We start from the raw sequence: 23,809 nt of genomic DNA, 5'->3' as shown, positions 1-23,809 counted from the left end.
TGTCGTGCGCGGATCAGCCCCGCGTGAAGGCCTGCTCCAGGAGCGTCTTCTGCTGGGCCTGGTGCAGCTTGGCCGTACCGGCGGCGGTCGAGGCGGACGCCGGGCGGGAGACGACCTTGACGTACGGCACGTCCATCGGCAGCGCCAGGTGGAGGTAGCTCCACGCGCCCTGGTTCTGCGGCTCGTCCTGGACCCAGACCACCTCGGCGTCGCCGTACTTCGCGAGCTCCGCGCGGATCTGCTCCTCCGGGAACGGGTACAGCTGCTCCAGGCGGACCAGCGCCACGCCCTCGTCGCCGCGCTTGGTGCGCTCGGCGAGCAGGTCGTAGTACACGCGGCCCGTGCACAGGATCACGCGGTTCACCTTGGCCGGGTCGGCCGCGGGGTCCGGGATGACCTCCTGGAACGTGCCCTGCGTGAAGTCCTCCGCCGAGGAGGCGGCGGCCTTGAGGCGCAGCAGCTGCTTCGGCGTGAACACCACGAGCGGACGGCGCGGCCGGGCGTAGGCCTGGCGACGCAGCAGGTGGAAGTACGACGCCGGGGTGGACGGCTGCGCGACCGTGATGTTGTTCTCGGCGCAGAGCTGCAGGAACCGCTCGATCCGCGCGGACGAGTGGTCCGGCCCCTGGCCCTCGTAGCCGTGCGGCAGCAGCATGACCACCGACGACGACTGGCCCCACTTCTGCTCGGCGGACGAGATGAACTCGTCGATCACCGTCTGGGCGCCGTTGACGAAGTCACCGAACTGCGCCTCCCAGAGCACGAGGGCGTCCGGGCGCTCCACGGAGTAGCCGTACTCGAACCCGAGGGCCGCGTACTCCGACAGCGACGAGTCGTAGACCCAGAACTTGGCCTGGTCGCTCGACAGGTACAGCAGCGGCGTCCACTCGGCACCGGTCTCGCGGTCGTGCAGCACGGCGTGCCGCTGCACGAAGGTGCCGCGGCGCGAGTCCTGGCCGGCGAGACGCACCGGGGTGCCCTCCACGAGCAGCGACCCGAAGGCCGCGAGCTCGCCGAAGCCCCAGTCGATGCCGCCCTCCTTCGCCATGAGGTGGCGCTTCTCCAGCAGCTGGGCCAGCTTCGGGTGGACCGTGAAGCCCTCCGGCGGCGTGGTGTGCACCTCGCCGACCCGCTGCAGGATCTCGGGGGAAATCGCCGTCTGCCAGCCGACCATCGTGCCGGCGTCCTCGCGCTGGGACTCCGGGCGCTCCAGGCCGGCGAGGTGCTCGGTCTGCGGCGCGGGCGTGAAGCCCGACTTGGTCTCGGTGAAGACCCGCTCGAGCTGCGACTGGTAGTCCTGCAGCGCGTGCTCGGCCTCCTCCACGGTGATGTCACCGCGCGCGACCAGGTTCTCGGTGTAGAGCTTGCGCACCGAGCGCTTGGTCTCGATGAGGTTGTACATGAGCGGCTGCGTCATCGACGGGTCGTCGCCCTCGTTGTGCCCGCGGCGGCGGTAGCAGATGAGGTCGATGATGACGTCCTGGCCGAACTGCTCGCGGAACGCGAAGGCGAGCTCCGCGGTGCGGACGACGGCCTCGGGGTCATCGCCGTTCACGTGCAGCACCGGCACCTGGTAGCCCTTGGCCACGTCGGTCGCGTAGGTGGTCGAGCGGGACGCCGTCGGGCCCGTGGTGAAGCCGACCTGGTTGTTGACGACCACGTGGATGGTGCCGCCGGTGCGGTACCCGCGCAGCTGCGACAGGTTCAGCACCTCGGGGACCACGCCCTGGCCGGCGAACGCCGCGTCGCCGTGCACCAGGATCGGCAGCACGGAGAAGCCGTCGCCGCCGAGGTCGATGCGGTCCTGCTTGGCGCGCACGATGCCCTCGAGCACCGGGTCCACGGCCTCCAGGTGCGACGGGTTGGCCGCGAGGTAGACGCGCGTGGTGGCGCCGGACTCCGAGGTGAACGTGCCCTCGGTGCCGAGGTGGTACTTCACGTCGCCGGAGCCCTGGACGCTCTTCGGGTCGAGCTGACCCTCGAACTCCTTGAAGATCTGGCCGTAGCTCTTGCCCGCGATGTTCGCCAGCACGTTCAGGCGGCCGCGGTGGGCCATGCCGATGCCGACCTCGTCGAGGCCGCCCTCGGCGGCCCGCGAGAGGATCGCGTCGAGCAGCGGGATCAGGGACTCGCCGCCCTCGAGCGAGAAGCGCTTCTGCCCCACGAACTTGGTCTGCAGGAACGTCTCGAACGCCTCGGCGGAGTTCAGGCGGCGCAGGATGCGCAGCTGGTCCTCGCGCGGCGTCTTGGCGTAGCCGGCCTCCAGGCGCTCTTGGAGCCACTTGCGCTGGGCCGGGTCGGCGATGTGCATGTACTCGATGCCGATGGTGCGGCAGTAGGAGTCGCGCAGCAGGCCGAGGATCTCGCGCAGCGTGGCCTTCGGCTTGGTGCCGAAGCCGCCGGTCGGGAACGTGCGGTCGAGGTCCCACAGCGTCAGGCCGTGGTTCTGGATGTCCAGGTCCGGGTGCTTGCGCTGGCGGTAGGCCAGCGGGTCCGTGTCGGCCATGAGGTGGCCGCGCGAGCGGTACGCCTGGATGACCTCGGCGATCTTGGCCGGCTTGGCGGCCTCGACGTCGGCGTCCACGGTGTTGTCGCGGACCCAGCGGACGGGCTCGTACGGCACGCGCAGGGCCGCGAACACACGGTCGTAGAAGCCGTCGAGACCGAGCAGCTTCTCCGAGATGATCTTGAGGAACTCGCCGGACTGGGCGCCCTGGATGATGCGGTGGTCGTAGGTCGACGTGAGCGTCATGACCTTCGAGACGCCCATGCGGGCGAGCTGCTCCTCGGACGCGCCGGCGAACTCCGCCGGGTAGTCCATGGCGCCGACGCCGACGATGGTGCCCTGGCCCTGCATGAGGCGCGGCACGGAGTGCACGGTGCCGATGCCGCCCGGGTTCGTCAGCGAGATCGTGGTGCCCTGGAAGTCCGGGACCGCGAGCTTGCCGCCGCGGGCCTTGCGGACCAGCTCCTCGTACGCCGCCCAGTACTCGGCGAAGTCGAGCTCCTCGGCCTTCTTGATGCTGGGCACCAGGAGCTGGCGCGAGCCGTCCGGCTTGGCCAGGTCGATCGCGAGACCGAAGCCGACGTGCGCGGGCTGGTTCACGCCGGGCTTGCCGTCGACGAGCTCGTAGTGCGCGTTCATGACCGGCATGTCCGCCAGCGCCTCGACCAGAGCGAAGCCGATGAGGTGCGTGAACGAGATCTTGCCGCCGCGGCCGCGCTTGAGGTGGTTGTTGATGACGATGCGGTTGTCGACCATCAGCTTGGCCGGCACGGCGCGCACGGACGTGGCCGTCGGGACCTCGAGCGAGGACTCCATGTTGGTCACGACGCGCGCGGCGGGGCCGCGCAGCTTCTGGATGTCGTCGACGGCGTCCGGGTGCGCCACCGGGCGCTCGAACGTGTCCGCGTAGTGGGTGGTGGGCGGCGTGGCGATGGGGTTGGCCGGGTTGATCTTGGGGTCGGCCGGGAGCACCTTCTCGCGCACGGGCTGACCCGCCTCCGCCGCGGCGGTGCCGCCGGTGACGGGCGTGGTCGGCGCGGCGGGGGTGGCCTCCTGGGCGGGGGCCGGGGCTGCCTGGGCGGGGGCCGCGGCGGCGGGTGCCGCAGGGGCCTTCGTGGGCGCCGGGGCGCCGTCCTGCACGCCGTCCTTGGCGGAACCGTTCTCGCCCGGGGTGTAGTCGGCGAAGAAGTCCCACCACGCGGGGTCCACCGCGTTCTTGTCCTTCAAGTACTGCTGGTAGAGCTCGTCCACAAGCCACTCGTTGGCTCCGAATGACGAGCTCGCCACGCTGATCGACTCTGAACCAGCCTTAGGGGACACGCGCGGATCGCCCACCTTCACCACAGTTGCGTTCGTAGCGCGCCACGTCTGGTCGCGGCGCGCGCAGCCCGAACGGTTTTCGGACCCTCCAAGCGTAGGCCCTTTCCGCTCCACGGTGCGTGTGCGCGCTGTGGCGCAAGCGTGCGCCAGAGCACCAATGGAGGTGGTTCGTCATGGTTCCCGTACCCAGAGCAAAACCCGGGCAACATTCGCCCTCGAAGTCGCCAACGCAGCGTTACGGGGATTTGTTGCAGGGCGGGCTTCCTTTGCGTCTGTGACCGAAATCACGGAACTCCGGTTCACGTTCCGGACCGGGAGAGCCCTAGGCTGCTGCGTTTCCCGCCGGGACGATCACCTGACGGTCACGCCACGCGCACGCCGGGTCCGCACGCAGGCCCGCACGACCGGTCTTCGTGCCGGCCCTCATCCCGAGTGCGTCGTGGTGACCCCCGGGGCCGGGTGCGCCCGCGCCGGTAGCGTGACGCGCATCGTGGCGCCGCGCTCGGAGTCGACCACCTCGACGTGACCGCCGTGCAGCTCCACGGCCCAGCGCACGATGGCGAGGCCGATGCCAGTGCCGCCGCTCGACCCGACGGTGCCCCCGGCCGTGCTGCCCACAGTGCTGCCCACAGTGCTGCCCGCTCCCGCGACGCTCACCGTGTCCACGTGCTGCTCGGCCGACGCCCCGCCGCGCCCCCGGCCCTCGCCGGTCGAGCCGGTGCCGCGGACGAACCGCTGGAAGATCCGCTCGCGGTCCGCGGCGGCGATCCCCGGCCCCTCGTCGCTCACCTCGAGCACGACGTCGGCCCCCTCGCTCCCGTCCACCGGGTACGCGTCCAGGCGGACCACGCCGCCCGTGGGGGAGTGCCGGATCGCGTTCTGCAGCAGGTTCGTGACCACCTGGTGCAGCCGCTCGGCGTCGCCCTCGATGACCAGGTCCTCGGGCGTGACGTCGACGACGTAGTGCAGGTCCTTCGCCGCGTCGACCATCGACAGGTCCTCGGCGCAGTCCTCCAGGAAGTCGCCGACCGCGATGGTGCTGACGTTGAGCGCGGACGCCCCGGCCTCGATGCGCGACAGGTCCAGCAGGTAGGTGACCAGGCGGGTGAGCCGCTCGGTCTGCGCGTGCGCCTGCTCGAGCGCGGCGGGCGTGGGCTGCACCACGCCGTCGACCATGTTCTCGAGCTGGGCCTGCAGCGCCGCCACCGGGGTGCGCAGCTCGTGCGAGACGTTGGCGATGAGGTCGCGACGCGTCTGCTCCACCGAGGCCAGGTCCTCGGCCATCCGGTTGAAGGCGTGCGCGAGCTGGCCCACCTCGTCGCTGCTGGTGGCGCGCACCCGCCGGGTGTAGTCGCCGTCGGCCATCGCCTGGACGGCCTCGGTGATCTCGCGCAGCGGCGACGTCATGCCGCGGGCCAGGATCTGGGTGACCAGCAGCGACAGGATGATCGCGAGCGGGAACGTGCGGCTCGGCCCCAGGGACGCCTGGAGGCCGAGCCACGTGATGAGCACCGCCGCGGTCACCGTGGCGGCCACGAGCACGCCGAGCTTGATCTTGAGCGAGCTCAGCGGGTCGAGCGGCCGCACGTCCGGGACGCGGGGACGGGGTACGTGCGGCCGCATCATCGGGAGGCCAGGTCGTGGGGCCCGGTCACTGGCCGGCGGGCGGCTCGAACGCGTAGCCCACGCCGTGCACCGTGCGGATCAGGTCCGGGCCGAGCTTGCGGCGCAGCGCCTTGATGTGCGAGTCCACGGTGCGGGTGCCGCTGGCGTCGGCCCAGTCCCAGACCTCGGCGAGCAGGCGTTCGCGCGTCAGCACGGTCTTGGGGGAGCCGGCGAGCATGACCAGCAGCTCGAACTCCGTGGGGGTCAGGTGCACCTCGTCGCCGGCCCGGTACACGCGCCGCTGGGCGCGGTCCACGGTGACGTCGCCCATCGTCATGGGCGGGTCGGCCGGGGTGGTCGCGGCGGCCTGCGCCGCCCGGTCCACCCGCCGCAGCAGCGCCTTGATGCGGGCCACGAGCTCGCGCATCGAGAAGGGCTTGGTCATGTAGTCGTCGGCCCCGACGCCGAGCCCGACGAGCATGTCGGTCTCGTCGTCGCGCGCGGTGAGCATGAGGATCGGGGTCGGGTGCTCCGCCTGGATGCGCCGCGTGACCTCGAGCCCGTCGATGCCGGGCAGCATGACGTCCAGGACGACGACGTCGGGGCGCAGCCGGGACGCCGCGTCGACGCCGGACAGCCCGTCCCGCGCGACCTCGACGCGCCAGCCCTCGGCCGACAGCCGCTGGGCGATCGCCGTGGCGATCGTCGGCTCGTCCTCCACCACGAGCACGGTCGCGCTCTGCTGGCCGGACGAGGCGGCGGCCGACGCCGTTCCGGGCTGCTGCGGGGCCCCAGACGGCTGGGGAATACCAGATGACATAGGTCAATCATGCCCGTACTTGCCTGACAAGACACTGAAGCGAGCCTGAGAGTCCCCCTTCCCGCTACGATCTATCGCACGATGATCGAGCGATATCCCGACCGGAATCCTTGGAAGACGCCGCACCCCTCGAGTGCCTTCCGGAGCGCGAGATGACCGGCGACTGGATCATGGTCGCCGTGGGCGTCATCCTCACAGCAGGTACTGCTGTCTTCGTGGCCGGGGAGTTCTCCCTCGTCACCATCGACCCCGCCGTGATCGGCGACTCCGACGACTCGGAGGGGGACAGACCCGGGCGGACCGGGTCCGATCCTTCCGCCCCCGGGCATCCCGGCCGCCCCGCGCTGGGGCACGGCATGCGCGACAGCAGCGTGCGCACCGCGCTGCGGCACCTCTCCACGGAGCTGAGCTCCGCCCAGGTCGGCATCACGCTGACCACCATCCTGCTCGGCTACACCGCGCAGCCGGCCCTGAACTCGCTGCTGTCGGCGGCCTTCGGCGCGACGTCGATACCCACCGCCGTCTCCGCCGGGCTCGCCGGCGCCCTGGCCCTCGTGCTGGTGAACGCGTTCTCGATGGTATGCGGTGAGCTGATCCCCAAGAACTTCGCGCTCTCGGCGCCACTGGCCACGGCGCGCCTCGTGGTGCCGGTGCAGCGGGTGTTCACCGTGACGTTCAAGCCGCTCATCGCGGTGCTCAACGGCTCGGCGAACGCGCTGCTGCGGCGGCTCGGCGTCGAGCCGCGCGAGGAGCTCTCCGGAGCCCGGTCCGCGTCGGAGCTGGCCTCCCTCGTGCGTCGCTCCGCCGAGGAGGGCACGCTCGAGGAGTCGGTGGCCACGCTGCTGACCAACTCGATCGAGCTCGACACGCTGAGCGCGCGCGACGTCATGACGGACCGCCTGCGGATGTCCGTGCTGGACCGGGACGCGACGGCGGACGACGTCGTCGCGCTCGCCCGGCGCACGGGGCACTCGCGGTTCCCGGTGATCGGCCAGGACCGGGACGACGTCGTCGGCCTGGTGCACCTGCGCCGCGCCGTCGGCGTGCCGCACGACCGGCGGGCCGAGGTGCCCGCCGCCGCGCTCATGGTGGAGGCGCCCCGCGTGCCCGAGACCGTGCGCCTCGGCCCTCTGCTGGTCGAGCTGCGCGAGCTGGGGATGCAGATGGCCGTGGTGGTCGACGAGTACGGCGGCACCTCCGGCGTCGTCACGCTGGAGGACGTCGTCGAGGAGCTCGTGGGTGATGTCGCCGACGAGCACGACCCGCGCCGCGCCGGTGCCGCCCGCGCCGCCGACGGCTCCTGGATCGTGCCCGGCATGCTGCGCCCCGACGAGCTCGTCGAGTACACCGGCATCGAGGTCCCGGAGGGTGCCGCCTACGAGACGCTGGGCGGGCTCATCATGGCCGAGCTGGGCCGGATGCCCGCGGTGGGTGACGAGGTCACCGTGCACCGCACCACCACCCGCGTGACGCTGCGGGTCGAGGTCATGGACGGACGGCGCGTCGAGCGCGTGCGGGTGCGCCCGCAGCCCGACGCCGCCGCGGACGGCGTACCGCAGCACGCGGGCCGCGACAGGGAGGCGGGCCGATGAGCACGACCACAGCGCTCGTCGTCGGCCTCGTGCTGCTGGCCGGCAACGCGTTCTTCGTGGGCGCGGAGTTCGCCGTCATCTCGGCGCGCCGCAGCGCCATCGAGCCGCTCGCCGCGGCAGGCGACCGCCGCGCCGTCACCGTGCTGTGGGCCATGGAGCACGTGTCGCTCATGCTGGCGTGCGCGCAGCTCGGCGTCACCGTGTGCTCGACCGGCCTGGGCATCGTGGCCGAGCCGGCGCTCGCGCACCTGCTGGAGGGCCCGCTGCACGCCCTGGGCGTGAGCGAGGACCTCACGCACCCGATCGCCCTCGTGGTGGCGCTGTCGCTGGTCGTGTACCTGCACGTGGTGCTCGGCGAGATGGTGCCGAAGAACCTGGCCGTGGCCGGTCCGGACCGGGCCGTCATGTGGTTCGGCCCGCCGCTCGTGCTCCTCGGCCGGGCGCTGCGGCCGGTGATCAGCGCGCTGAACTGGATCGCGAACCACGCGGTGCGGCTCGCGGGCGTGGAGCCCAAGGACGAGGTGGCCTCGGCGTTCACCGCGGAGGAGGTGCAGTCCATCGTGGAGCACTCCCAGGCCGAGGGCGTGCTGCGCGACGAGCAGGGCCTGCTCACGGGCGCCATCGAGTTCTCCAACCGCACCGCCCGGGACGTCATGGTGCCGGTGGCGGGCCTCGTGTGCGTGGACGAGAACAGCACGCCCGACGACGTCGAGCGGCTGGTCTCCAAGCACGGCTTCAGCCGGTTCCCCGTGATCACGCAGGGCGGCGACGGCGACGAGCTGGTCGGCTACCTGCACCTCAAGGACGTGCTGTACGCGACCGGGCAGGCGCGGTTCGAGCCCGTGGCGTCCTGGCGCGTGCGCGCGCTGGCCGCCGTGCGGCCGGACGACGAGGTGGAGGACGCCCTGCGGGTCATGCAGCGCTCCGGAGCGCACCTGGCTCGCGTGGAGGGGACGGACGGCGACGTGCTCGGCGTCGTGTTCCTCGAGGACATCCTGGAGGAGCTCGTCGGCGAGGTGCGGGACGCCATGCAGCGGAGCCGGACGTGACCGACGGATTGTTTCCGGCAGGGCGCAGGTAAGGAAAGCCCCACGCACGGGTAGCGCACGTCGCGGGCGGGGGCTTGGCAGGGGGCCCGAGCGGGGTTAGTGTCGCGTGCGACATGTCCACCGCGAGGGGCCGCGGACACACGACGACGGAGGGCCAGTGGAGTCCACGGCTGTGACGACGAGCGTGCAGCCCGCGCCCATGACGCGCCGGGCGCGGCGGGAGGCGGAGCAGCGGGCCCAGGCCCTGCGCGAGCACGGGGCACGCGGCCACGTGACGCACCCCGCCATGACTCACCCACCGGCGACGCGCCCGCCCGCGCCATATCCGCCCGCGCCGTACCCGCCCGTCACGCAGCCGCCCGTCACGCACGCGCCCGCCGGTCGCCTGCCGGTGACGCAGGCGCCCGTGCCGCGGCCCCAGGCCGTACGGCCGTCGGCCCCGCCACGCGCCGGGCTTCCGCAGGTCGCGGAGACCCGGGTGGCGTTCGCCGCGCTGCCGCTGCCGGTGCAGCCCGTGGCGGCACCCCAGTTCACGCGGGCAGCGGCGCCGTTCCCCGCGCCCGCGCAGGTCACGCCGGCGCCGCTCCCCGTTCCGGCCCCGGTCGTCCCTGTCCCTGTCCCGGCCCCCGCCCCCGCTGCGGCGGACGGCGAGTCGTTCGACCACCTCGTCACGGGCGCCGTGCCCCGGCAGAGCCGGCCGACGTCGTCGATCCCCGTGGGGCAGCGGCTCATCTCCCGGGCGACGGTCATCGGCACCCTCGCCTGCGCGACCATCGCGGCGCCCTTCGCGCAGGGCATGGCGCAGTCGGGCGAGTCGCCCTTCGAGGTCGACGCGCCGCGGACCGGACCCAACGTGCTGGACCTCGTGACGCAGCCCGTCGAGCGCCCGGAGACCTCAGGGGCCGTGGTGCGGGCCGAGGCGATCACGCGGCCCGAGTCGGCCGCCAGCCGGTCGTTCGACCGCAGCCCGCTGCCCGACTGCGACGTCGACGCCCCGGTGGACGGCACGAACGGCGCGCTCGCGGACCACTCCCTGTGCGAGCTGTGGCAGGCGGGCGAGTACCTGCGGCCCGATGCCGCCATGTCCCTCAGCGCGCTCAACGAGGCGTTCCGCGCGGCGTTCGGCCGCGAGATGTGCCTCGTGGCGAGCTATCGCGACCTGGACACGCAGTACGAGCTCAAGGCGTCACGCGGTTACTTCGCGGCCTCGCCGGGCACCTCGATGCACGGCTGGGGTCTCGCGATCGACCTGTGCTCGAAGGAGACCGGCGACAGCGAGGTCTTCTCCTGGCTCTGGGCCAACGCGCCGTCCTACGGCTGGCAGAATCCCTCGTGGGCCCAGCTCGGCGGCAGCAAGTACGAGCCGTGGCACTGGGAGTTCGTGTCCGGCGTCGTCGAGAAGGGCGAGTGGCACGGCTGAGCGCCGAGCCCTCTGACGAGCCCCGGCCTCAGAGCCGCAGGTGCGTGTTCGGGCCGAAGTCCTGACGGAACCGCGGGCCGTCGTGCGCCAGCTCGGCGGCGAAGTCGGGCGCCCAGCCGCTGTAGGGCTCCATGGCGAGCGACTCGTTGGAGAAGCGGCGGTCGTCGGTGATCTCGGTGACGCAGAAGTCCGGGATCTGCAGGCCGGTGACCGGTCCGGAACGCTCGCACTCCGCCACCACGAGCGGGTGGTTGGCCCCGCCGAACACGTCGATCGACCAGCCGTCGGCGCCCAGCCACGCGGCGTAGCGGACCTTGACGATCGGGTCGCCGCCGCGGCGCACCAGCTCGACGCCCACCCGGGGGTCCAGCTCGCGCTCGGCCTCGTACCGCGTGCCGCCGACGGCAGGACCCTTGACGGTGACCGCGGCGAAGTCGATCTCGTCGACGTGCGCGCGCAGCAGCTCCGCGGGGTCGGTGTCCGCGGTCAGGTCGGCGTCGACGTCGCTGGCCTGGACCCGGACGCGCAGGGCGTAGCCGTCGTCGGCCAGGAAGTAGTTCTGCACGATGAGGGCGGGCGCGTCGCGGAGCTCGCCCGGCAGGTCGCGCACGAAGAACCGGCGCTCGAACTCGAAGTCGGCGTAGCCGCGGTCCGGATCGTTCTGGCCGGGTTCGTAGCGGTCGTCGCTCATGCGGTCCCCAGGTGCCTGTCGTCGGCTGATCCGGGTAGTTTACCCAGGCTGTGACGACGGCTGCGGGGTCGGCTGCGGTGCCGCGCGACGCGGGCCGGTGAAGTGGTCGAAGGCCGCCTCGAGGTCGCCCATCGTGCACCTGATGCTGCCGGGCTTGAGCACCACGGGCGTGCCGACGAGCCGGGTGTTGGCCACGGCCACGACGCGGCGCAGCGGCGTCCGCTGACGGCGGGCGACGGCCCGCGGGTCGGCGACGTCGACGGCGAGCACGCGCCGTCCGACGAGGTTCGCGGGGCGCGAGCCGGTGACCTCCGACCAGGCCACGTGCTCGACGCCGACGTTCGGCAGCCAGTCGACCAGGCCGTCGTCGTCGAGCGTGAGCACGGGCCAGGTCGGGAGCAGGAGGCGCCGCACCACGATGAGGCCCAGGCCGGTGAAGACCAGCACGCCCATCGCGCTCACCGACACCACGGCGAGCGCGGCGCGTGAGCCGCTGGTCTGGGCCAGGCCGAAGCCGAACCACGCGACGGCGGCGCACAGGGCCACCAGGCCCAGCGCGCCGAGCGCGAGCGTGAGGACGTGGGCGCGGGACGGGTAGAAGTCCACGGACTCGTCGGGCATACCGGGACAGTAGCGTCAGGCTGGGACGTATCGGTAGCCCGTCACCCGGTGCAGGCCTCAGGCGACCAGGAGCCGGGCGCCGGCCGCGGCCGTCAGGACGAGCACGGCGGCGCTGAACACCGGCCCCGAGATGCGGTGGGCGACCGCCCGGCCGATCAGCAGACCGACGACCAGGCCGGGGAGCAGCACGAGGGAGACCCGCAGCGACTCCGCGGAGACGAGACCGAGGCCCGCGCTGAACGGCAGCTTCGCCACGTTGACGGTCAGGAAGAACAGGGCGACCGTGCCCAGCAGCCCGGCGCGCGAGATCCCGGCCCGCAGCAGGTACAGGCTCATGGGCGGGCCGCCGGCGTTCGCGATCATCGTCGACACCCCGGCGGTGGCGCCCAGCGCGGCGCGGGCGAGGCGTTCACGGGCGGACGGCGGTGCGTGCGCGCCGGGGTTTTCCGGGTGGTCGGTCGTGCGGCGTCGTCCTCGCAGTGCGGCGAGCTGCCGCACCAGGTCGCCCAGCCCGGCCAGGAGGAGCAGGGCTCCGACGACGCGGGCGCTGACCTCCGGCGGCGCCCACCGCAGGGCGGCGAAGCCGACCACGAGCCCGAGGGTCACACTCGGGAGCAGGGCGCGCAGCACCGGCCACCGCACGTCGCGGCCGTAGGCGCTGACGGCCACCAGGTCACCCACGATCAGCAGCGGCAGGGCGACCCCGGCGGCCTGGACCGGTGGCAGCACCGAGGCGATCACGGCCGCGCCGAGCGCGCCCAGCGGCGGCAGGCCGGTCTTGGCCAGCCCCATGAGCAGCGTGGCGATGCTGCCGCCGACGACGACGGCGGCCGTGAGGTCCAGTGCGGTGTCCATGGCAGCGTGGACTCTACGGGCGCACCACCTTGTCGTTGATCGCGGGTCCACGGATGGTCAGGCCGCGCGCGGGGTGGTGGACGGCGACGAGCGCGTGCGGGACGCCCGCGCCGACGGTGACCGCCTCACCGGCCACGACCTCGACGGACGCCCCGTCGATCTCCAGCTCGATCGAGCCCTCCAGCACCACGTAGACCTCGTCGCTCGCCCGGTGGAGGTGGGTCCCGTCGTCCCCGAAGGGGCCGTCGACGTTCCAGTGCAGCACCTGGACCCGATCGGAGCGGAACCCGTCGTCGGACGGCGGTCGCGGGCCGGCGACGACGGTCAGCGGCCGTCGAGGGAGATCTTGCGGAACGACATCGGGGCAGTCTGGCAGGCGCCGCGGGAACCACGTGGCTGGCGGGCGTCAGGGGAGAGTCCTGGCCTCCAGGGCGCGGAGGATGCCGACCAGGTGGTTGAGCTCGTGCCAGAGGGCGGGCGTCGGTCCGGTGCTCGCGAGGAGGTCGCGCATGGTCTCGAGGTCGTCGACGAGGTCTCCGGCGGTGAGGTCGACCGTGTCGGGGTCGTTGCTGCCGAGCTCGTCGACGGGTACCTGCCAGTAGAGGCCGCCGTCGAGCTCGACACGATCGCCCAGGGTTGCAGCGACGTCGTCGAGAACGCGGTCGAGCGCCCGGCGGAGGTCATCGATGACGAGTGTGGTGGGCGCGCTCACGCAAGGAGGATCTCAGATCGTCGGGGGTCGCGTGATCATCCTGCCGTCGGCAGGGGCGTGCCGGAGCCGCTCGACCTGAGACGAGACCTGGCCCCGAATCGGGCAGGTCGCTGGGTCAGCCGGGACTTGCACGCGCGCCGCCGAATCCTCTTTCACCGCACACAGGGCAAGAGCAGCGGCATGTCAGGCGGGACTCGCCGGGTCAGTGACCGGTGCCGAGGTTCCCGGCGAGCCGTTCGTGGCGGGCGGCGGAGTCGTCGTTCATCCCGACGATCGTCACGGTCTTGCCCTTGGCCGCGTACCTGGTGGTGATCGCGTCCAGCGTGGCCACGGTCGAGGCGTCCCAGATGTGCGCGTCGGTCATGTCGATCACCACGTTCTCCGGATCGCCCGCGTAGTCGAACTGGTAGACGAGGTCGTTGGACGAGGCGAAGAACAGCTCGCCCTCGACGGCGTAGACGCGCTGGCCGTCGGCGTCCGAGGCGTCCAGGCGCCGGACCGAGGTGAAGTGGGCGACCCGGTTGGCGAACAGCACCATCGCGACGAGCACTCCGACGATCACGCCGTAGGCGAGGTTGTGCGTCGCCACTGTGACCGCGACGGTCGCGAGCATGACCGTGGTCTCGGACTTCGGCATCCGACGCAGCGTGGCCGGGCGGATCGAGTGCCAGTCGAACGTGCCGACGGAGACCATGATCATCACGGCCACCAGTGCCGCCATCGGCATGATCGCCACCACGTCGCCGAGGCCCACCACGAGGATCAGCAGGAACACGCCGGCCAGGAACGTCGAGAGCCGCGTGCGCGCCCCGGAAGACTTCACGTTGATCATGGTCTGGCCGATCATGGCGCAGCCGCCCATGCCCCCGAAGAAGCCCGTGACGATGTTGGCGGCGCCCTGGCCCCAGGCTTCGCGGGTCTTGTTCGAGTGGGTGTCGGTCACGTCGTCGACCAGCTTGGCGGTCAGCAGCGACTCCAGGATGCCGACCAGTGCCATCGCCAGGGCGTACGGGGCGATGATCTGCAGCGTCTCGAGGGTGAGCGGCACGTTCGGGAAGATGAGGGTGGGCAGCGACTCGGGCAGGGCGCCCTCGTCGCCGACGGTCGGCACGCTGATGCCCGCGACGACCACCGCGACGGTCAGCAACACGATGGCCACCAGTGGAGCAGGGACAGCCCTGGTCCACCGGGGCAGGAGCACGATGATCAGGATGCCGACGGCGACCAGCGGGTAGACCACCCACGGCACGCCGACCAGGTGCGGCAGCTGGGACAGGAAGATGAGGATCGCCAGGGCGTTGACGAAGCCGACCATCACCGACCGCGGGATGAACCGCATGATCTTGGCGATCCCGAGCACGCCCAGCACCACCTGGATGATCCCGCCGAGAATGACGGTGGCGATGAGATAATCCAGCCCGTGCTCGCGCATTACCGGCGCGACGACCAGTGCGACCGCGCCCGTCGCGGCGGAGATCATGGCCGGGCGCCCGCCGAGGAACGCCACGGTCACGGCCATCGTGAACGACGCGAACAGCCCGATCCGCGGGTCGACGCCCGCGATGATCGAGAACGCGATCGCCTCCGGGATCAGGGCCAGAGCCACCACCAGGCCTGCCAGCACCTCGGTGCGGAACGTCTTCACGGAGCTGAACGCAGCCCGGAACGAACCGGACGCGGCCGCCTCGGGGGCCCCGGCTGCGGCTTCCGGTGCCGGGGTGGGATCGGGTGTGTGCGACACGCAGCGGTTCCTTCGGGCTCTGGGGCGCGCGCCCCGAGGACCGTGGTCGCGAGACCCGGTCCGGGTGGACAGGACTGAGCACGCGACGCTGCGCACGGAAGGGGTATCAGTGGGAGTGGCCGGCTCCGAGGAGCTGGGACGACGGGACCAGGCGCCCTGGACTTTACCGTGGGAGGCCGACCGGATGGCGAACCACTCCCGGCTCGGGACAGCGAAAGGGCCCCTCATTCGGCATAATGCCTGGTGAGGAGCCCTTTCCGGGTGGTGCGCCTGAAGGGATTCGAACCCCCGACCTTCTGCTCCGGAGGCAGACGCTCTATCCACTGAGCTACAGGCGCGAGGCCGCTGACGGGGAGAAGATGCTCCCCTGACGGCCGAAGTGAGACTACCAGGTAAGCGGGCCCGAGTGTGCATCCATTGCTGTGAGCCGTGCCGCGCAGCCCGGCAACCTTCTGGCCGTCACCTGCGTCTGTGTGCCGTGATTCCGCGAAGAGCACGGACCGAGGGGCGCGCGGACCGGCGCGCAGGCGACGAACGAGGTGGTGGGCATGGCGGGCGATGACGCGGTGGTCCTCGACGACTCCCGTGCGCGGGTGGTGACCACGGGCACGGCCGCCGAACGCTTCACCGCGTTCGCGCGGGACCGGTCGCCCGAGCTGTCCCGCATCGCGTACCTGCTGTGCGGCGACACGCACCGGGCCGCCGATCTGGTGCAGCTCGCGCTGGAGCGCACCTACCGGGCCTGGGGCAAGGTCGGCGACGGCGACCCGTTCGCCTACGCGCGCCGGGTGATCGCGACGGCCAGGATCGATGCCTGGCGCCGGACCAAGAGGGACGTCCTGGTGTCCCCGACCGACCTCCGGCCGGGTTCCGCGCCCGACGGCACGCAGCACGTCGTCGACCGCGACGCGCTGGTGCGGGCGCTGCGGCAGCTCCCCGCGGGGCAGCGGCGCGTCGTCGTCCTGCGCTACCTGCTGGACCGGACCGAGAAGCAGACCGCCGACGATCTCGGGATCTCGGTGGGCGCGGTGAAGTCGGGGGCGTCGCGCGGGCTCGACCGGCTGCGGACCCTGCTCGGCACCGAGCCGCCCGCGGGTACCGACAGATCCCACACCTCGCGGAAGGAGGCGCAGCGATGAAGGAGCAGAGCGACACCCTGGTGGGCCTGATCCACGACGCGGCGGCCCAGGTCGGGCCCGTGGACGGGATCGACGGCGAGGCGATGGCCCGGCGCGCGATCCGGCACGAGCGCACCCGGCGCGGCGTGATCGGGGGAGCGGCGGCGCTCCTGCTGGTGGCCGTGGCCACGGCGGGGACTGCCCTGGTGCTCCAGCGGCCGGTGCTCCCCGCGTTCCTGCCGTGGGTACAGGACGAGGGGCCGGCGGAGGTCCGCTCCGACGGTCTGGTCTTCGAGCTGCCGGACGACTACCAGGAGTTCAGCCCCACGGGCGACCCGATGTGGGGGCTCGACCCCGTGATCCCGGACGACGACATGGAGGTGATCGAGCACGCTCCCTCGTGGGTCGCGGTCGACCCCGCGCAGGGTGCGCCGCTCGTCGGCGAGCTGGTCGGGAACCCGGTGACCGATGTCGACGTGCCCGGCGCCGCGGCTGCCCGGTGGTCGTGGTATTCGGCCGGCGACGTCGAGCTGCCGGGGTACTGGGAGCGCGGGGACGGCGACGGCGACTTCGTCGGAGAGCTGGACGTCGAGCTGACCTCCGGGGCGGTGGTGCGTCTGACCATGAGCCTCACGGGCGACGACGCGCCCCAGGAGACCTTCGAGCGGCTCGTCGAGTCGGTGCGCGTGGACGGCGCCCCCACCGGGCCGGACGAACCGCCGTCGGCCGTCCAGGAGGACCTGCCGCTGCTGGAGACCACGGAGCCGCCCGCGGGCTGGGCGCGGTCCGAGCTCCACGGACTGACGTACGCCGCGCCCGGCGACTGGGCACCGGTGGGCGCGCAGGGCGACGAGCACCCGTCCGACACCGTCCTGCTGCGCCGGCCGGACGGCACGGCCGAGCTGGAGATCGCCGTGGCCGACCGGCTGGAGAACACCGAGTCGCTCGCCGACATCGCGTCCTTCCCGGACTTCTACCGGTTCGAGCTGGCCGACGCCGACGCGTCGACCGTGCTGGTCGAGCGGTTCGACGGCGAGTACCGCGCCTACGCCGAGGTTCGCCGTGCCGGGGGCAGGAGCTACACGGTGAACCTCTCCGGGTACGCCGGCGCCGGCAACCTCGACGGCGAGCTCACGGCGATCCTCGGCGGCCTCGGCTTCGGCCCGGGTGCGACCGAGGGGGCCCCCGGCTACGAGGCGCTGGACCCCGCGGAGCCGTTGCTCCAGGACCCGCCGGCGGACTGGGAGCCGGCGACGTTCGAGGGCATCCGCCTCGCGCTGCCGCCCGGTCTGCGGAGCGACGAGGGGTCCTGGGGCGTCTGGAGCAGCGACTCGCCGGACACCTGGGAGGACCTCTCGTTCGAGCTCTGGGACGCGGAGGCCTACGACCAGCCGGTCGCGCTCGAGGAGCGCGGGTACCGGTACGAGCCACGGGGTACGACGCGCGGCACCGTGACCGTCGGGACCGACGACCAGACCGGTGAGCCGACCTTCCTGGGCCGCGCCACCTTCCACCTCACGGCCGACGGGCGCAAGGCGTTCACGGTGCGGTACGAGGGGGCCGGGGCGACCGAGGAGCGCTGGTGGCAGATCCTCGCGTCCCTGGACGCGGCGGGGCTCACCTCGTCCTGACCTCGGCCGACGGCGGCCGGTGCACCCGGGTGCACCGGCCGCCGTCCCGCACCGTGGCCCCGTGCCGGTTCCCGGCCTGTGGAAAGCGCGGGCTCGGTGTCCCCGTGCGCCCGTAGAATCGATACGTGACACCTACCGAGCTCTCCGAAGCGCTGAGCGCTGCCCTTGCCGCGGCCGTCGCCGACGGCACACTCGCCCTGCCCGCCGACGCCGTGCCGGCGTCGGTCCACGTGGAGCGACCCCGGCAGCGAGAGCACGGGGACTGGGCCACCAACGTGGCCCTCCAGCTCGCCAAGAAGGCGGGCACGACGCCGCGGGCGCTCGCGGAGGACCTGGCCGCGCGCCTCGGCGCGACGCCGGGCATCCAGGCCGTGGACGTCGCCGGCCCGGGCTTCCTCAACATCACGCTCGACGCCGCCGCCGCGGGCGAGCTGGCCCGCACGATCGTCGAGGCCGGGGCCGCGTACGGCCGGGGCGACGCCCTGACCGGCCAGGTCATCAATCTCGAGTACATCAGCGCCAACCCGACCGGCCCGCTGCACATCGGCCACACCCGCTGGGCCGCGCTGGGCGACTCGCTCGCGCGCATCCTGCGCGCCGCGGGCGCCGACGTGACGGCCGAGTACTACATCAACGACGCCGGCGCGCAGATGGACCGGTTCGGCGCGTCCGTGCTGGCGCGCGCCACGGACGGCGAGATCCCCGAGGGCGGCTACCGCGGCGAGTACGTCAAGGAGCTTGCCGCCAAGGTGCTCGCGGACCGCCCGGACCTGCCCGAGCTGCCGCACGACGAGGCCGTGGCCGTGGCTCGCGAGGCCGGCTACGCGCACCAGCTCGCGGAGATCCGCGAGGTGCTGGAGAGCTTCGGCGTGCACTTCGACGTCTGGTTCTCCGAGCGGGACCTGCACAGCTCGGGTGCCGTCGAGAAGGCCGTGGCGCGCCTGCGCGAGCAGGGCCACGTGTTCGAGCAGGAGGGCGCGGTCTGGCTGCGCACCACGGACTTCACGGACGACAAGGACCGCGTGATGATCCGGGCCAACGGCGAGCCCACGTACTTCGCCGCCGACGCCGCGTACTACCTGTCGAAGAAGGACCGCGGGTTCCCGGGCAAGATCTACCTGCTCGGCGCCGACCACCACGGCTACATCAACCGACTCAAGGCCATCGCGGCCTGCGCGGGCGACGACCCGGAGACGAACATCGAGGTGCTCATCGGGCAGCTCGTGAACGTCGGCGGGGCCAGGCTGTCCAAGCGCGCGGGCAACATCATCGAGCTGCGCGACCTCGTCGAGTGGATCGGCCGGGACGCCGTGCGCTACTCGCTGGCCCGCTACCCCGCGGACACCCCGCTGGAGCTGCAGGGCGAGGACATGATCAAGCAGTCCAACGACAACCCGGTCTTCTACGTCCAGTACGCGCACAGCCGCACCGTCCAGCTCGCCGCCAAGGCCGTCGAGCGCGGTGTGCGCCGCGCGGACGGGTTCGACCCGGCCCAGCTCTCCAACCCCTCCGAGGCGGCGCTGATCGGCCGGCTCACCGAGTTCCCGCGGATCGTGGCGCAGGCCGCCGAGCTGCGCGAGCCGCACCGCGTGGCCCGCTACCTCGAGGCGCTCGCCGGCGACTTCCACGCCTGGTACAACGACGAGGCCGGTCTGCGTGTCACGCCGTACCCCGACGAGGAGGTCACCGACGCGCACCGCGCCCGCCTGTGGCTCAACGACGCCGTCCGCACGGTCCTGGCCAACGGCCTCGACCTGCTCGGCGTGAGCGCCCCGGAGCGGATGTGACGGGCGCGCCCTGGTCGAGCGGCGTCGGGCGGCGGCCGGACGGCGCGGTCGCCGTCGCGGGTGTCGACGTGCGCGACCTCGCGGCCGAGCACGGCACCCCGGCGTACGTGCTGGACGAGGCCGACTTCCGCACGCGTGCGCGGGCCTACCGCACGGCGTTCGAGGCGGCGTTCGGCGCCGTCGGCACGGGTGTCGACGTGTACTACGCCGGCAAGGCGCTGCTCACCGTCGCGGTCGCACGCTGGGCGCGCGAGGAGGGCCTGCGCGTCGACACGGCGTCGGGCGGCGAGCTCGCCGTCGCGCTGCGGGCCGAGGTGCCGGGCGCCGAGATCGGCCTGCACGGCAACAACAAGTCCGACGCCGAGATCCTGCGCGCTCTCGACGCCGGCGTGGGCCGCATCATCGTCGACTCGCTGGTCGAGATCGAGCGGGTCGCCCGCCTCGCCGCCGAGCGGGGCGTGGTGGCGCCGGTCATGGTCCGGGTCACCACCGGCGTCCACGCAGGCGGGCACGAGTACATCGCCACGGCGCACGAGGACCAGAAGTTCGGGCTGTCGGTGAACCCGGCGTCCGGCGGCGAGAGCCCCGCCATGACCGCGCTGCTGCAGGTGCTGAAGCACCCGGAGCTGCGGCTGCTCGGCATCCACTCGCACATCGGCTCGCAGATCCTCGACCCCGACGGGTTCGAGGCGGCGGCGCGCGTGGTGCTGCGCCTGCGCGCCGACCTGGCCGAGCGGTCGGGCGTGCTGGTCGACGAGGTCGACCTCGGCGGGGGCTACGGCATCGCCTACCTGCCGGGCGACGTCGCGCTCGACCCCGAGCGCGTCGCCAAGGACATCGCGCAGTCGGTGGCCGGCGTCTGCCAGGACCTGGGCACGAGCCTGCCGCGGTTCTCGATCGAGCCCGGCCGCGCGATCGTCGGGCCGGCGGGTCTCACGCTCTACACCGTGGGCACGGTCAAGCCGGTCACCGTCTCCGCCGACGACGGCACCGACTTCACGCGCACCTACGTGTCGGTCGACGGCGGCATGAGCGACAACATCCGCCCGGCCCTGTACGGGGCGGCGTACCACGCCGAGGTCGTGGGCCGGTCGTCCGCGGCCGAGACGGTGCTGGCGCGCGTGGTGGGCAAGCACTGCGAGTCCGGCGACATCGTGGTGCACGAGGTGCAGCTCCCCGCCGACGTGCGCGAGGGCGACCTGCTCGCCGTGGCTGCGACGGGCGCCTACGGGCGGTCCATGGCGTCGAACTACAACATGCTGCCCCGGCCGCCCGTGGTCGCGGTGGCCGACGGCGCGTCGCGGGTGCTCGTGCGCCGCGAGACCGAGGACGACCTGCTGGGGCTCGACCAGGGCTGACCCCCGCACACGAGCCGGCACAGCACGGCGGGCGGGCGACCACGTGGCCGCCCGCCCGCCGTACTGCTGTCCCGGCCCGGTCAGGCGTCCTGGACGTCGTCCACGTGGCAGCCCTTGGCGGTGTCCTCGTAGTCGTCGATGTGACCCTCGATGCGCTCGCTGAGATCCTCCAGCTGCACACCGAGCGCGTCGACCTCCGCGCCGATCGTCTCCGCACCGGCCACGTCGCCCGCGGCGACCGCCGACATGAGGTCGGTGAGGCCCTCCAGGTAGACGACCGTCTTCTCGTCGATCTCGGCCGACACCTCGAGCATGGCGTCCGCGTCGTCGATCGCGCCGACGCACGCCGTCGCCGTGCTCTCGGCGCGGTCGCGGGCGATCTCCAGGTCGTCGATCGTGGCCCGGGCCTCGGCGAGCGTCTGCTCGACGCTCGCCAGGTCGGACGCCGTCGCCGCGGCGCGCGCCTTCCAGTCGTTGACCGAGACGAGGCCCAGCGCACCCCAGACGATGGCGGCCACGAGCAGCACGGCCAGCACGAGGGTGACCGCGTGGGTCTTGAGGAAGGCCAGCGCCGCGCCCGGCGTGGAGGTCCCGGCGTCGGCCGGCTGCTCGGCGGCAGCGGACTCGGCAGTGAGCTCGGCGGTGGACTCGGCAGTGGGCTCGGCGGCCGGACGCTCGGCGGTCGCCACGGCAGTGGTCGCCGTGGCGGCGGGCGCCTCGGCGGGGGTCGTCTCGGCCGGGTCCGGAGCGGGCTCCGGGGTCGAGGTGGTGCTGGGTTCTGGAGCGCGGACCGCGCCCTCGTCGTCGGACATGCGCGCACGTTATCCGGTGATATGGGCTAAAAAGCCCGAGTCAGGCCGCGTGACGAGAAGATCACCCGCCCCAGCATCCGGCGACGGTAGGATGGGGGCGCCAAAAAGATTCAGGCTGGTGTGGTTATTCCAGCCCTCGGTCCCGCTGAGATGAAGTCGCGCCGCCGGCGCGAACCCGTGGCGCCCCATCCCTCGACGAGGGTCGGTGGCGTCAGCGCGACCAGCCCTGGCGCCGTCGGCCCGGACAAGGTACCGACGATGAACAAGCAGACCTTCCTCTCCCAGGTCATCATGACCTTCCTCATGGCCGCGACGATGTCGGGCCTCCTCGGCCTCATCTTCTCGGGCGGGCCGTCCCTGGAGTGGCTCGCGAGCTGGCCGCGCCAGTTCGCCATCGCCTGGCCCCTCGCGTTCCTGCTCACCATGGTCGCCTGGCCGACCTCGACGGCGCTGACCAACGCCATCCTCCGCCCGCGGGCTGGCAGCGCGGCCGCACCGGCTACCGAGAGCCCGCGGGCGGACGACGCCGTCTAGTCGGTCGGCGCGCCGGCCGTGTCGCCGGCGCCGAGCAGGCCGCCCACCAGCCCGCCGACCACGCCGTCCACCGTGCCGGTCACCAGGCCGACGGTCCCGCCGACGACGTCCTCCACGAGTCCTGCGGGTGCGTCCGGCTCCTCGGCAGGCGGCTCGGTGGGCGGTGCGGCGGGCGGCTCGGCGGGCGCGGGGGCCGGCGCCGGGGGCGCGTCGGTGTCCGGCGCGTCCGCCGCGCCGTCGTCCCCACCCGTGCCGCCGGCACCATCCCCACCCGTGCCGCCGGCACCATCCCCACCCGTGCCGCCGGCACCCTGGCCGTCCCCGCCGGAGCCGCCCGCACCCGGGCGGTCCTGCGCGGCGGGCCGCTCCACGACGTGGGTCGCCGGCCGTGCGGCGCTCTCCTCGTGCGCACCACCGGCTCCGCCGGGCGCCCACGTGCCGACGTCGGACGGGTCGACGGCGCGGTCCGGGACGGCTCCTGCCGCGAAGAACTCGAAGTGCCACGGCTCGGGCTTGGCGCCGTCCAGGCGCGCCCAGGACGGGTTGTCCCAGCCGTAGTCGGGTCCGTGCAGGCGCAGCCAGACGTACTCCGCCGAGGCGCCGCCGGCCACCGGGTCGTCCAGGTCGACAGCGAGTCCCCACCCGTGGTTCGACGTGCCCGGGATCGCCGCCAGGTGCGGCTTGGTGCCCTTGACCGCCACCTGGGTGGCCAGCGAGCGGTAGGAGTCGGTGAGCGGGATCGGGTAGCCGAACCGCTGCTCGAACGCGGCGCTCAGGGCGGTCAGCCGCTCGGCGGCGTCGCAGCGCAGCAGGTGCCCGGGCGCGAACTCCAGCGGGCACAGCACGTCGGCGGGGATACGGCCGTTCGCGTAGCCCACGGTGGACGCGCCGTGCGCGGCCACGGTCTCCAGCAGGCTCCGGCGCAGCGTGGACCCGGCGTCCGCCCGCAGCTCGATCAGCGCACCCGGCGACGTCGGGTCCAGCATGTTCGCGAGCCGCATCGCGGCGACGGCGACCTGGTCGAAGGTCACCCGGTCGACGATCCCCTCCGTGGCGCGCGCCGGCGCGTCCTGCTCCGCGAGCACCAGCTCCTGGGCGCGGTACGTGGTCCAGAGCATGCCGAGCTCCGCGGCCGCCTGCGCGATGTCGGGGGAGGGGCTGCGCCGCAGCATCTTCTGGGCGCGGTCCAGCACGGCGAGCACCTGGTCCACCGAGACCTCGCGGTGCGCCGCCCCGACGGCGGCGGCACGCGTGGCCGTCCCGGTCGCGTCCAGGGCGGACGACGTCGAACCGCTGGGGACCGTCGGCGCCGCCGTCCCCGGGAGCGCTCCTGGCAGCGGCACGCTCGCCGAGGCGCTGACGAGCACCCCGCCCGTCACGGCGAGCGCGACGGCGCCGCTCCAGGCGCCGCGGCGACGGACGAGGCGTCCGCCAGGCCCGCCCGGCTGCCCGTCCTGCTCTGTCCTGCTCTGGTCTGGCCTGTCCGGTACTGCTCTCACGACGCCCCCTGATACGTGCTACGGCTCTGCTGCTGCCGCGCGGTCGGCCGCACGGCAGGTCCGGCTCCGGCGACAGGACGCGAGCGCGGGCCGGTAGTCGTGCGCCGGGCGCGGCTCCGGTGCCGCCGGTCGAGGACG

General features: G+C 72.9%; 19 protein-coding genes and 1 tRNA gene. 8 read left to right on the top strand and 12 right to left on the bottom strand.

The window, feature by feature from the left end; genetic code table 11:
- Positions 1–13: 13 nt before the first annotated feature.
- The 3 genes from APR03_RS02415 to APR03_RS02405 form a co-directional block, all read right to left on the bottom strand.
- A complete protein-coding gene (locus tag APR03_RS02415) occupies positions 14–3,826 on the bottom strand; it encodes a multifunctional oxoglutarate decarboxylase/oxoglutarate dehydrogenase thiamine pyrophosphate-binding subunit/dihydrolipoyllysine-residue succinyltransferase subunit (RefSeq protein ID WP_372494736.1) in 3,813 nt (1,270 codons plus the stop codon).
- Between the two features lie 423 nt (positions 3,827–4,249).
- Entirely contained in the window at positions 4,250–5,452 is a 1,203-nt protein-coding gene (locus tag APR03_RS02410; protein ID WP_372494735.1) for a sensor histidine kinase, read from the bottom strand.
- A 25-nt stretch (positions 5,453–5,477) separates the two neighbouring features.
- Positions 5,478–6,161 (bottom strand): response regulator transcription factor, encoded by a 684-nt coding sequence (locus tag APR03_RS02405; RefSeq protein ID WP_372494744.1) that lies wholly within the window; start codon positions 6,159–6,161, stop codon positions 5,478–5,480.
- A gap of 242 nt (positions 6,162–6,403) precedes the next feature.
- On the opposite strand from APR03_RS02405, the gene APR03_RS02400 reads away from it, so the two are divergent.
- From APR03_RS02400 to APR03_RS25145, 3 genes are all read left to right on the top strand, one after another.
- Complete coding sequence (locus tag APR03_RS02400; RefSeq protein WP_253832352.1) at positions 6,404–7,843, top strand: hemolysin family protein; 1,440 nt, start codon at positions 6,404–6,406, stop codon at positions 7,841–7,843.
- Complete coding sequence (locus tag APR03_RS02395) at positions 7,840–8,892, top strand: hemolysin family protein (RefSeq protein ID WP_253832350.1); 1,053 nt, start codon at positions 7,840–7,842, stop codon at positions 8,890–8,892. Before APR03_RS02400 ends, APR03_RS02395 begins: the two co-directional genes overlap by 4 nt.
- 157 nt (positions 8,893–9,049) lie before the next feature.
- Positions 9,050–10,312 (top strand): M15 family metallopeptidase, encoded by a 1,263-nt coding sequence (locus tag APR03_RS25145; protein WP_253832348.1) that lies wholly within the window; start codon positions 9,050–9,052, stop codon positions 10,310–10,312.
- A gap of 28 nt (positions 10,313–10,340) precedes the next feature.
- Here the strand turns inward: APR03_RS25145 and APR03_RS02385 are convergent, their stop codons facing one another.
- The 7 genes from APR03_RS02385 to APR03_RS02355 all read right to left on the bottom strand — a co-directional run bounded on the left by APR03_RS02385 (position 10,341) and on the right by APR03_RS02355 (position 15,270).
- A complete protein-coding gene (locus tag APR03_RS02385) occupies positions 10,341–11,003 on the bottom strand; it encodes a CYTH domain-containing protein (protein WP_253832346.1) in 663 nt (220 codons plus the stop codon).
- A gap of 39 nt (positions 11,004–11,042) precedes the next feature.
- Entirely contained in the window at positions 11,043–11,624 is a 582-nt protein-coding gene (locus tag APR03_RS02380; protein WP_253832344.1) for an STM3941 family protein, read from the bottom strand.
- Positions 11,625–11,681: 57 nt separating this feature from the next.
- On the bottom strand, positions 11,682–12,479 hold the full coding sequence (locus APR03_RS02375; RefSeq protein WP_253832342.1) for a sulfite exporter TauE/SafE family protein: 798 nt from the start codon (positions 12,477–12,479) through the stop codon (positions 11,682–11,684).
- 13 nt (positions 12,480–12,492) lie between these two features.
- Positions 12,493–12,744, bottom strand: a complete 252-nt coding sequence (locus APR03_RS02370; RefSeq protein ID WP_253832340.1) for a cupin domain-containing protein — start codon at positions 12,742–12,744, stop codon at positions 12,493–12,495.
- Positions 12,745–12,885: 141 nt separating this feature from the next.
- Positions 12,886–13,191, bottom strand: a complete 306-nt coding sequence (locus APR03_RS02365) for a hypothetical protein (RefSeq protein ID WP_253832338.1) — start codon at positions 13,189–13,191, stop codon at positions 12,886–12,888.
- A gap of 202 nt (positions 13,192–13,393) precedes the next feature.
- Positions 13,394–14,932 carry a SulP family inorganic anion transporter gene (locus APR03_RS02360; RefSeq protein WP_253832336.1) on the bottom strand — a complete coding sequence of 513 codons (1,539 nt, stop codon included), beginning with the start codon at positions 14,930–14,932 and terminating at the stop codon, positions 13,394–13,396.
- Between the two features lie 262 nt (positions 14,933–15,194).
- Positions 15,195–15,270: transfer RNA gene (locus tag APR03_RS02355), tRNA-Arg, on the bottom strand.
- Between the two features lie 210 nt (positions 15,271–15,480).
- Between APR03_RS02355 and APR03_RS02350 the strand changes: the two genes are divergently transcribed.
- The 4 genes from APR03_RS02350 to lysA all read left to right on the top strand — a co-directional run bounded on the left by APR03_RS02350 (position 15,481) and on the right by lysA (position 20,826).
- Positions 15,481–16,071 (top strand): SigE family RNA polymerase sigma factor, encoded by a 591-nt coding sequence (locus tag APR03_RS02350; RefSeq protein ID WP_275976950.1) that lies wholly within the window; start codon positions 15,481–15,483, stop codon positions 16,069–16,071.
- The gene (locus APR03_RS02345; RefSeq protein WP_253832334.1) at positions 16,068–17,681 is read left to right on the top strand and encodes a hypothetical protein; all 1,614 of its coding nucleotides are present in this window, start codon (positions 16,068–16,070) and stop codon (positions 17,679–17,681) included. Before APR03_RS02350 ends, APR03_RS02345 begins: the two co-directional genes overlap by 4 nt.
- 125 nt (positions 17,682–17,806) lie before the next feature.
- Entirely contained in the window at positions 17,807–19,468 is a 1,662-nt protein-coding gene (gene argS, locus APR03_RS02340) for an arginine--tRNA ligase (protein ID WP_253832332.1), read from the top strand.
- Positions 19,465–20,826 carry a diaminopimelate decarboxylase gene (gene lysA / locus APR03_RS02335; RefSeq protein WP_253832330.1) on the top strand — a complete coding sequence of 454 codons (1,362 nt, stop codon included), beginning with the start codon at positions 19,465–19,467 and terminating at the stop codon, positions 20,824–20,826. The genes argS and lysA overlap by 4 nt, the downstream gene beginning before the upstream one ends.
- An 80-nt stretch (positions 20,827–20,906) precedes the next feature.
- On the opposite strand, the gene APR03_RS02330 is transcribed toward lysA, so the two are convergent.
- A complete protein-coding gene (locus tag APR03_RS02330; RefSeq protein ID WP_253832328.1) occupies positions 20,907–21,638 on the bottom strand; it encodes a hypothetical protein in 732 nt (243 codons plus the stop codon).
- Between the two features lie 258 nt (positions 21,639–21,896).
- Here APR03_RS02330 and APR03_RS02325 point away from each other — a divergent pair, with 258 nt between their 5' ends.
- Positions 21,897–22,172 (top strand): DUF2798 domain-containing protein, encoded by a 276-nt coding sequence (locus APR03_RS02325; RefSeq protein WP_253832326.1) that lies wholly within the window; start codon positions 21,897–21,899, stop codon positions 22,170–22,172.
- Here APR03_RS02325 and APR03_RS02320 read toward each other — a convergent pair.
- Positions 22,169–23,671 (bottom strand): M15 family metallopeptidase, encoded by a 1,503-nt coding sequence (locus APR03_RS02320; RefSeq protein ID WP_253832324.1) that lies wholly within the window; start codon positions 23,669–23,671, stop codon positions 22,169–22,171. The two genes, APR03_RS02325 and APR03_RS02320, sit on opposite strands and share 4 nt — an antisense overlap.
- Positions 23,672–23,809 lie beyond the last annotated feature (138 nt).

Source organism: Promicromonospora thailandica (assembly GCF_024171955.1).
Lineage (GTDB): Bacteria > Actinomycetota > Actinomycetes > Actinomycetales > Cellulomonadaceae > Promicromonospora > Promicromonospora thailandica.
This window is presented reverse-complemented; position numbering and strand designations above follow the sequence as displayed.

Coding starts and splice junctions, on each gene's coding strand:
- APR03_RS02410 (WP_372494735.1), bottom strand. CDS start 5,452: ATGATGCGGCCGCACGTACCCCGTCCCCGCGTCCCGGACGTGCGGCCG.
- APR03_RS02400 (WP_253832352.1), top strand. CDS start 6,404: ATGACCGGCGACTGGATCATGGTCGCCGTGGGCGTCATCCTCACAGCA.
- APR03_RS02395 (WP_253832350.1), top strand. CDS start 7,840: ATGAGCACGACCACAGCGCTCGTCGTCGGCCTCGTGCTGCTGGCCGGC.
- APR03_RS02385 (WP_253832346.1), bottom strand. CDS start 11,003: ATGAGCGACGACCGCTACGAACCCGGCCAGAACGATCCGGACCGCGGC.
- APR03_RS02380 (WP_253832344.1), bottom strand. CDS start 11,624: ATGCCCGACGAGTCCGTGGACTTCTACCCGTCCCGCGCCCACGTCCTC.
- APR03_RS02375 (WP_253832342.1), bottom strand. CDS start 12,479: ATGGACACCGCACTGGACCTCACGGCCGCCGTCGTCGTCGGCGGCAGC.
- APR03_RS02350 (WP_275976950.1), top strand. CDS start 15,481: ATGGCGGGCGATGACGCGGTGGTCCTCGACGACTCCCGTGCGCGGGTG.
- APR03_RS02345 (WP_253832334.1), top strand. CDS start 16,068: ATGAAGGAGCAGAGCGACACCCTGGTGGGCCTGATCCACGACGCGGCG.
- APR03_RS02330 (WP_253832328.1), bottom strand. CDS start 21,638: ATGTCCGACGACGAGGGCGCGGTCCGCGCTCCAGAACCCAGCACCACC.
- APR03_RS02325 (WP_253832326.1), top strand. CDS start 21,897: ATGAACAAGCAGACCTTCCTCTCCCAGGTCATCATGACCTTCCTCATG.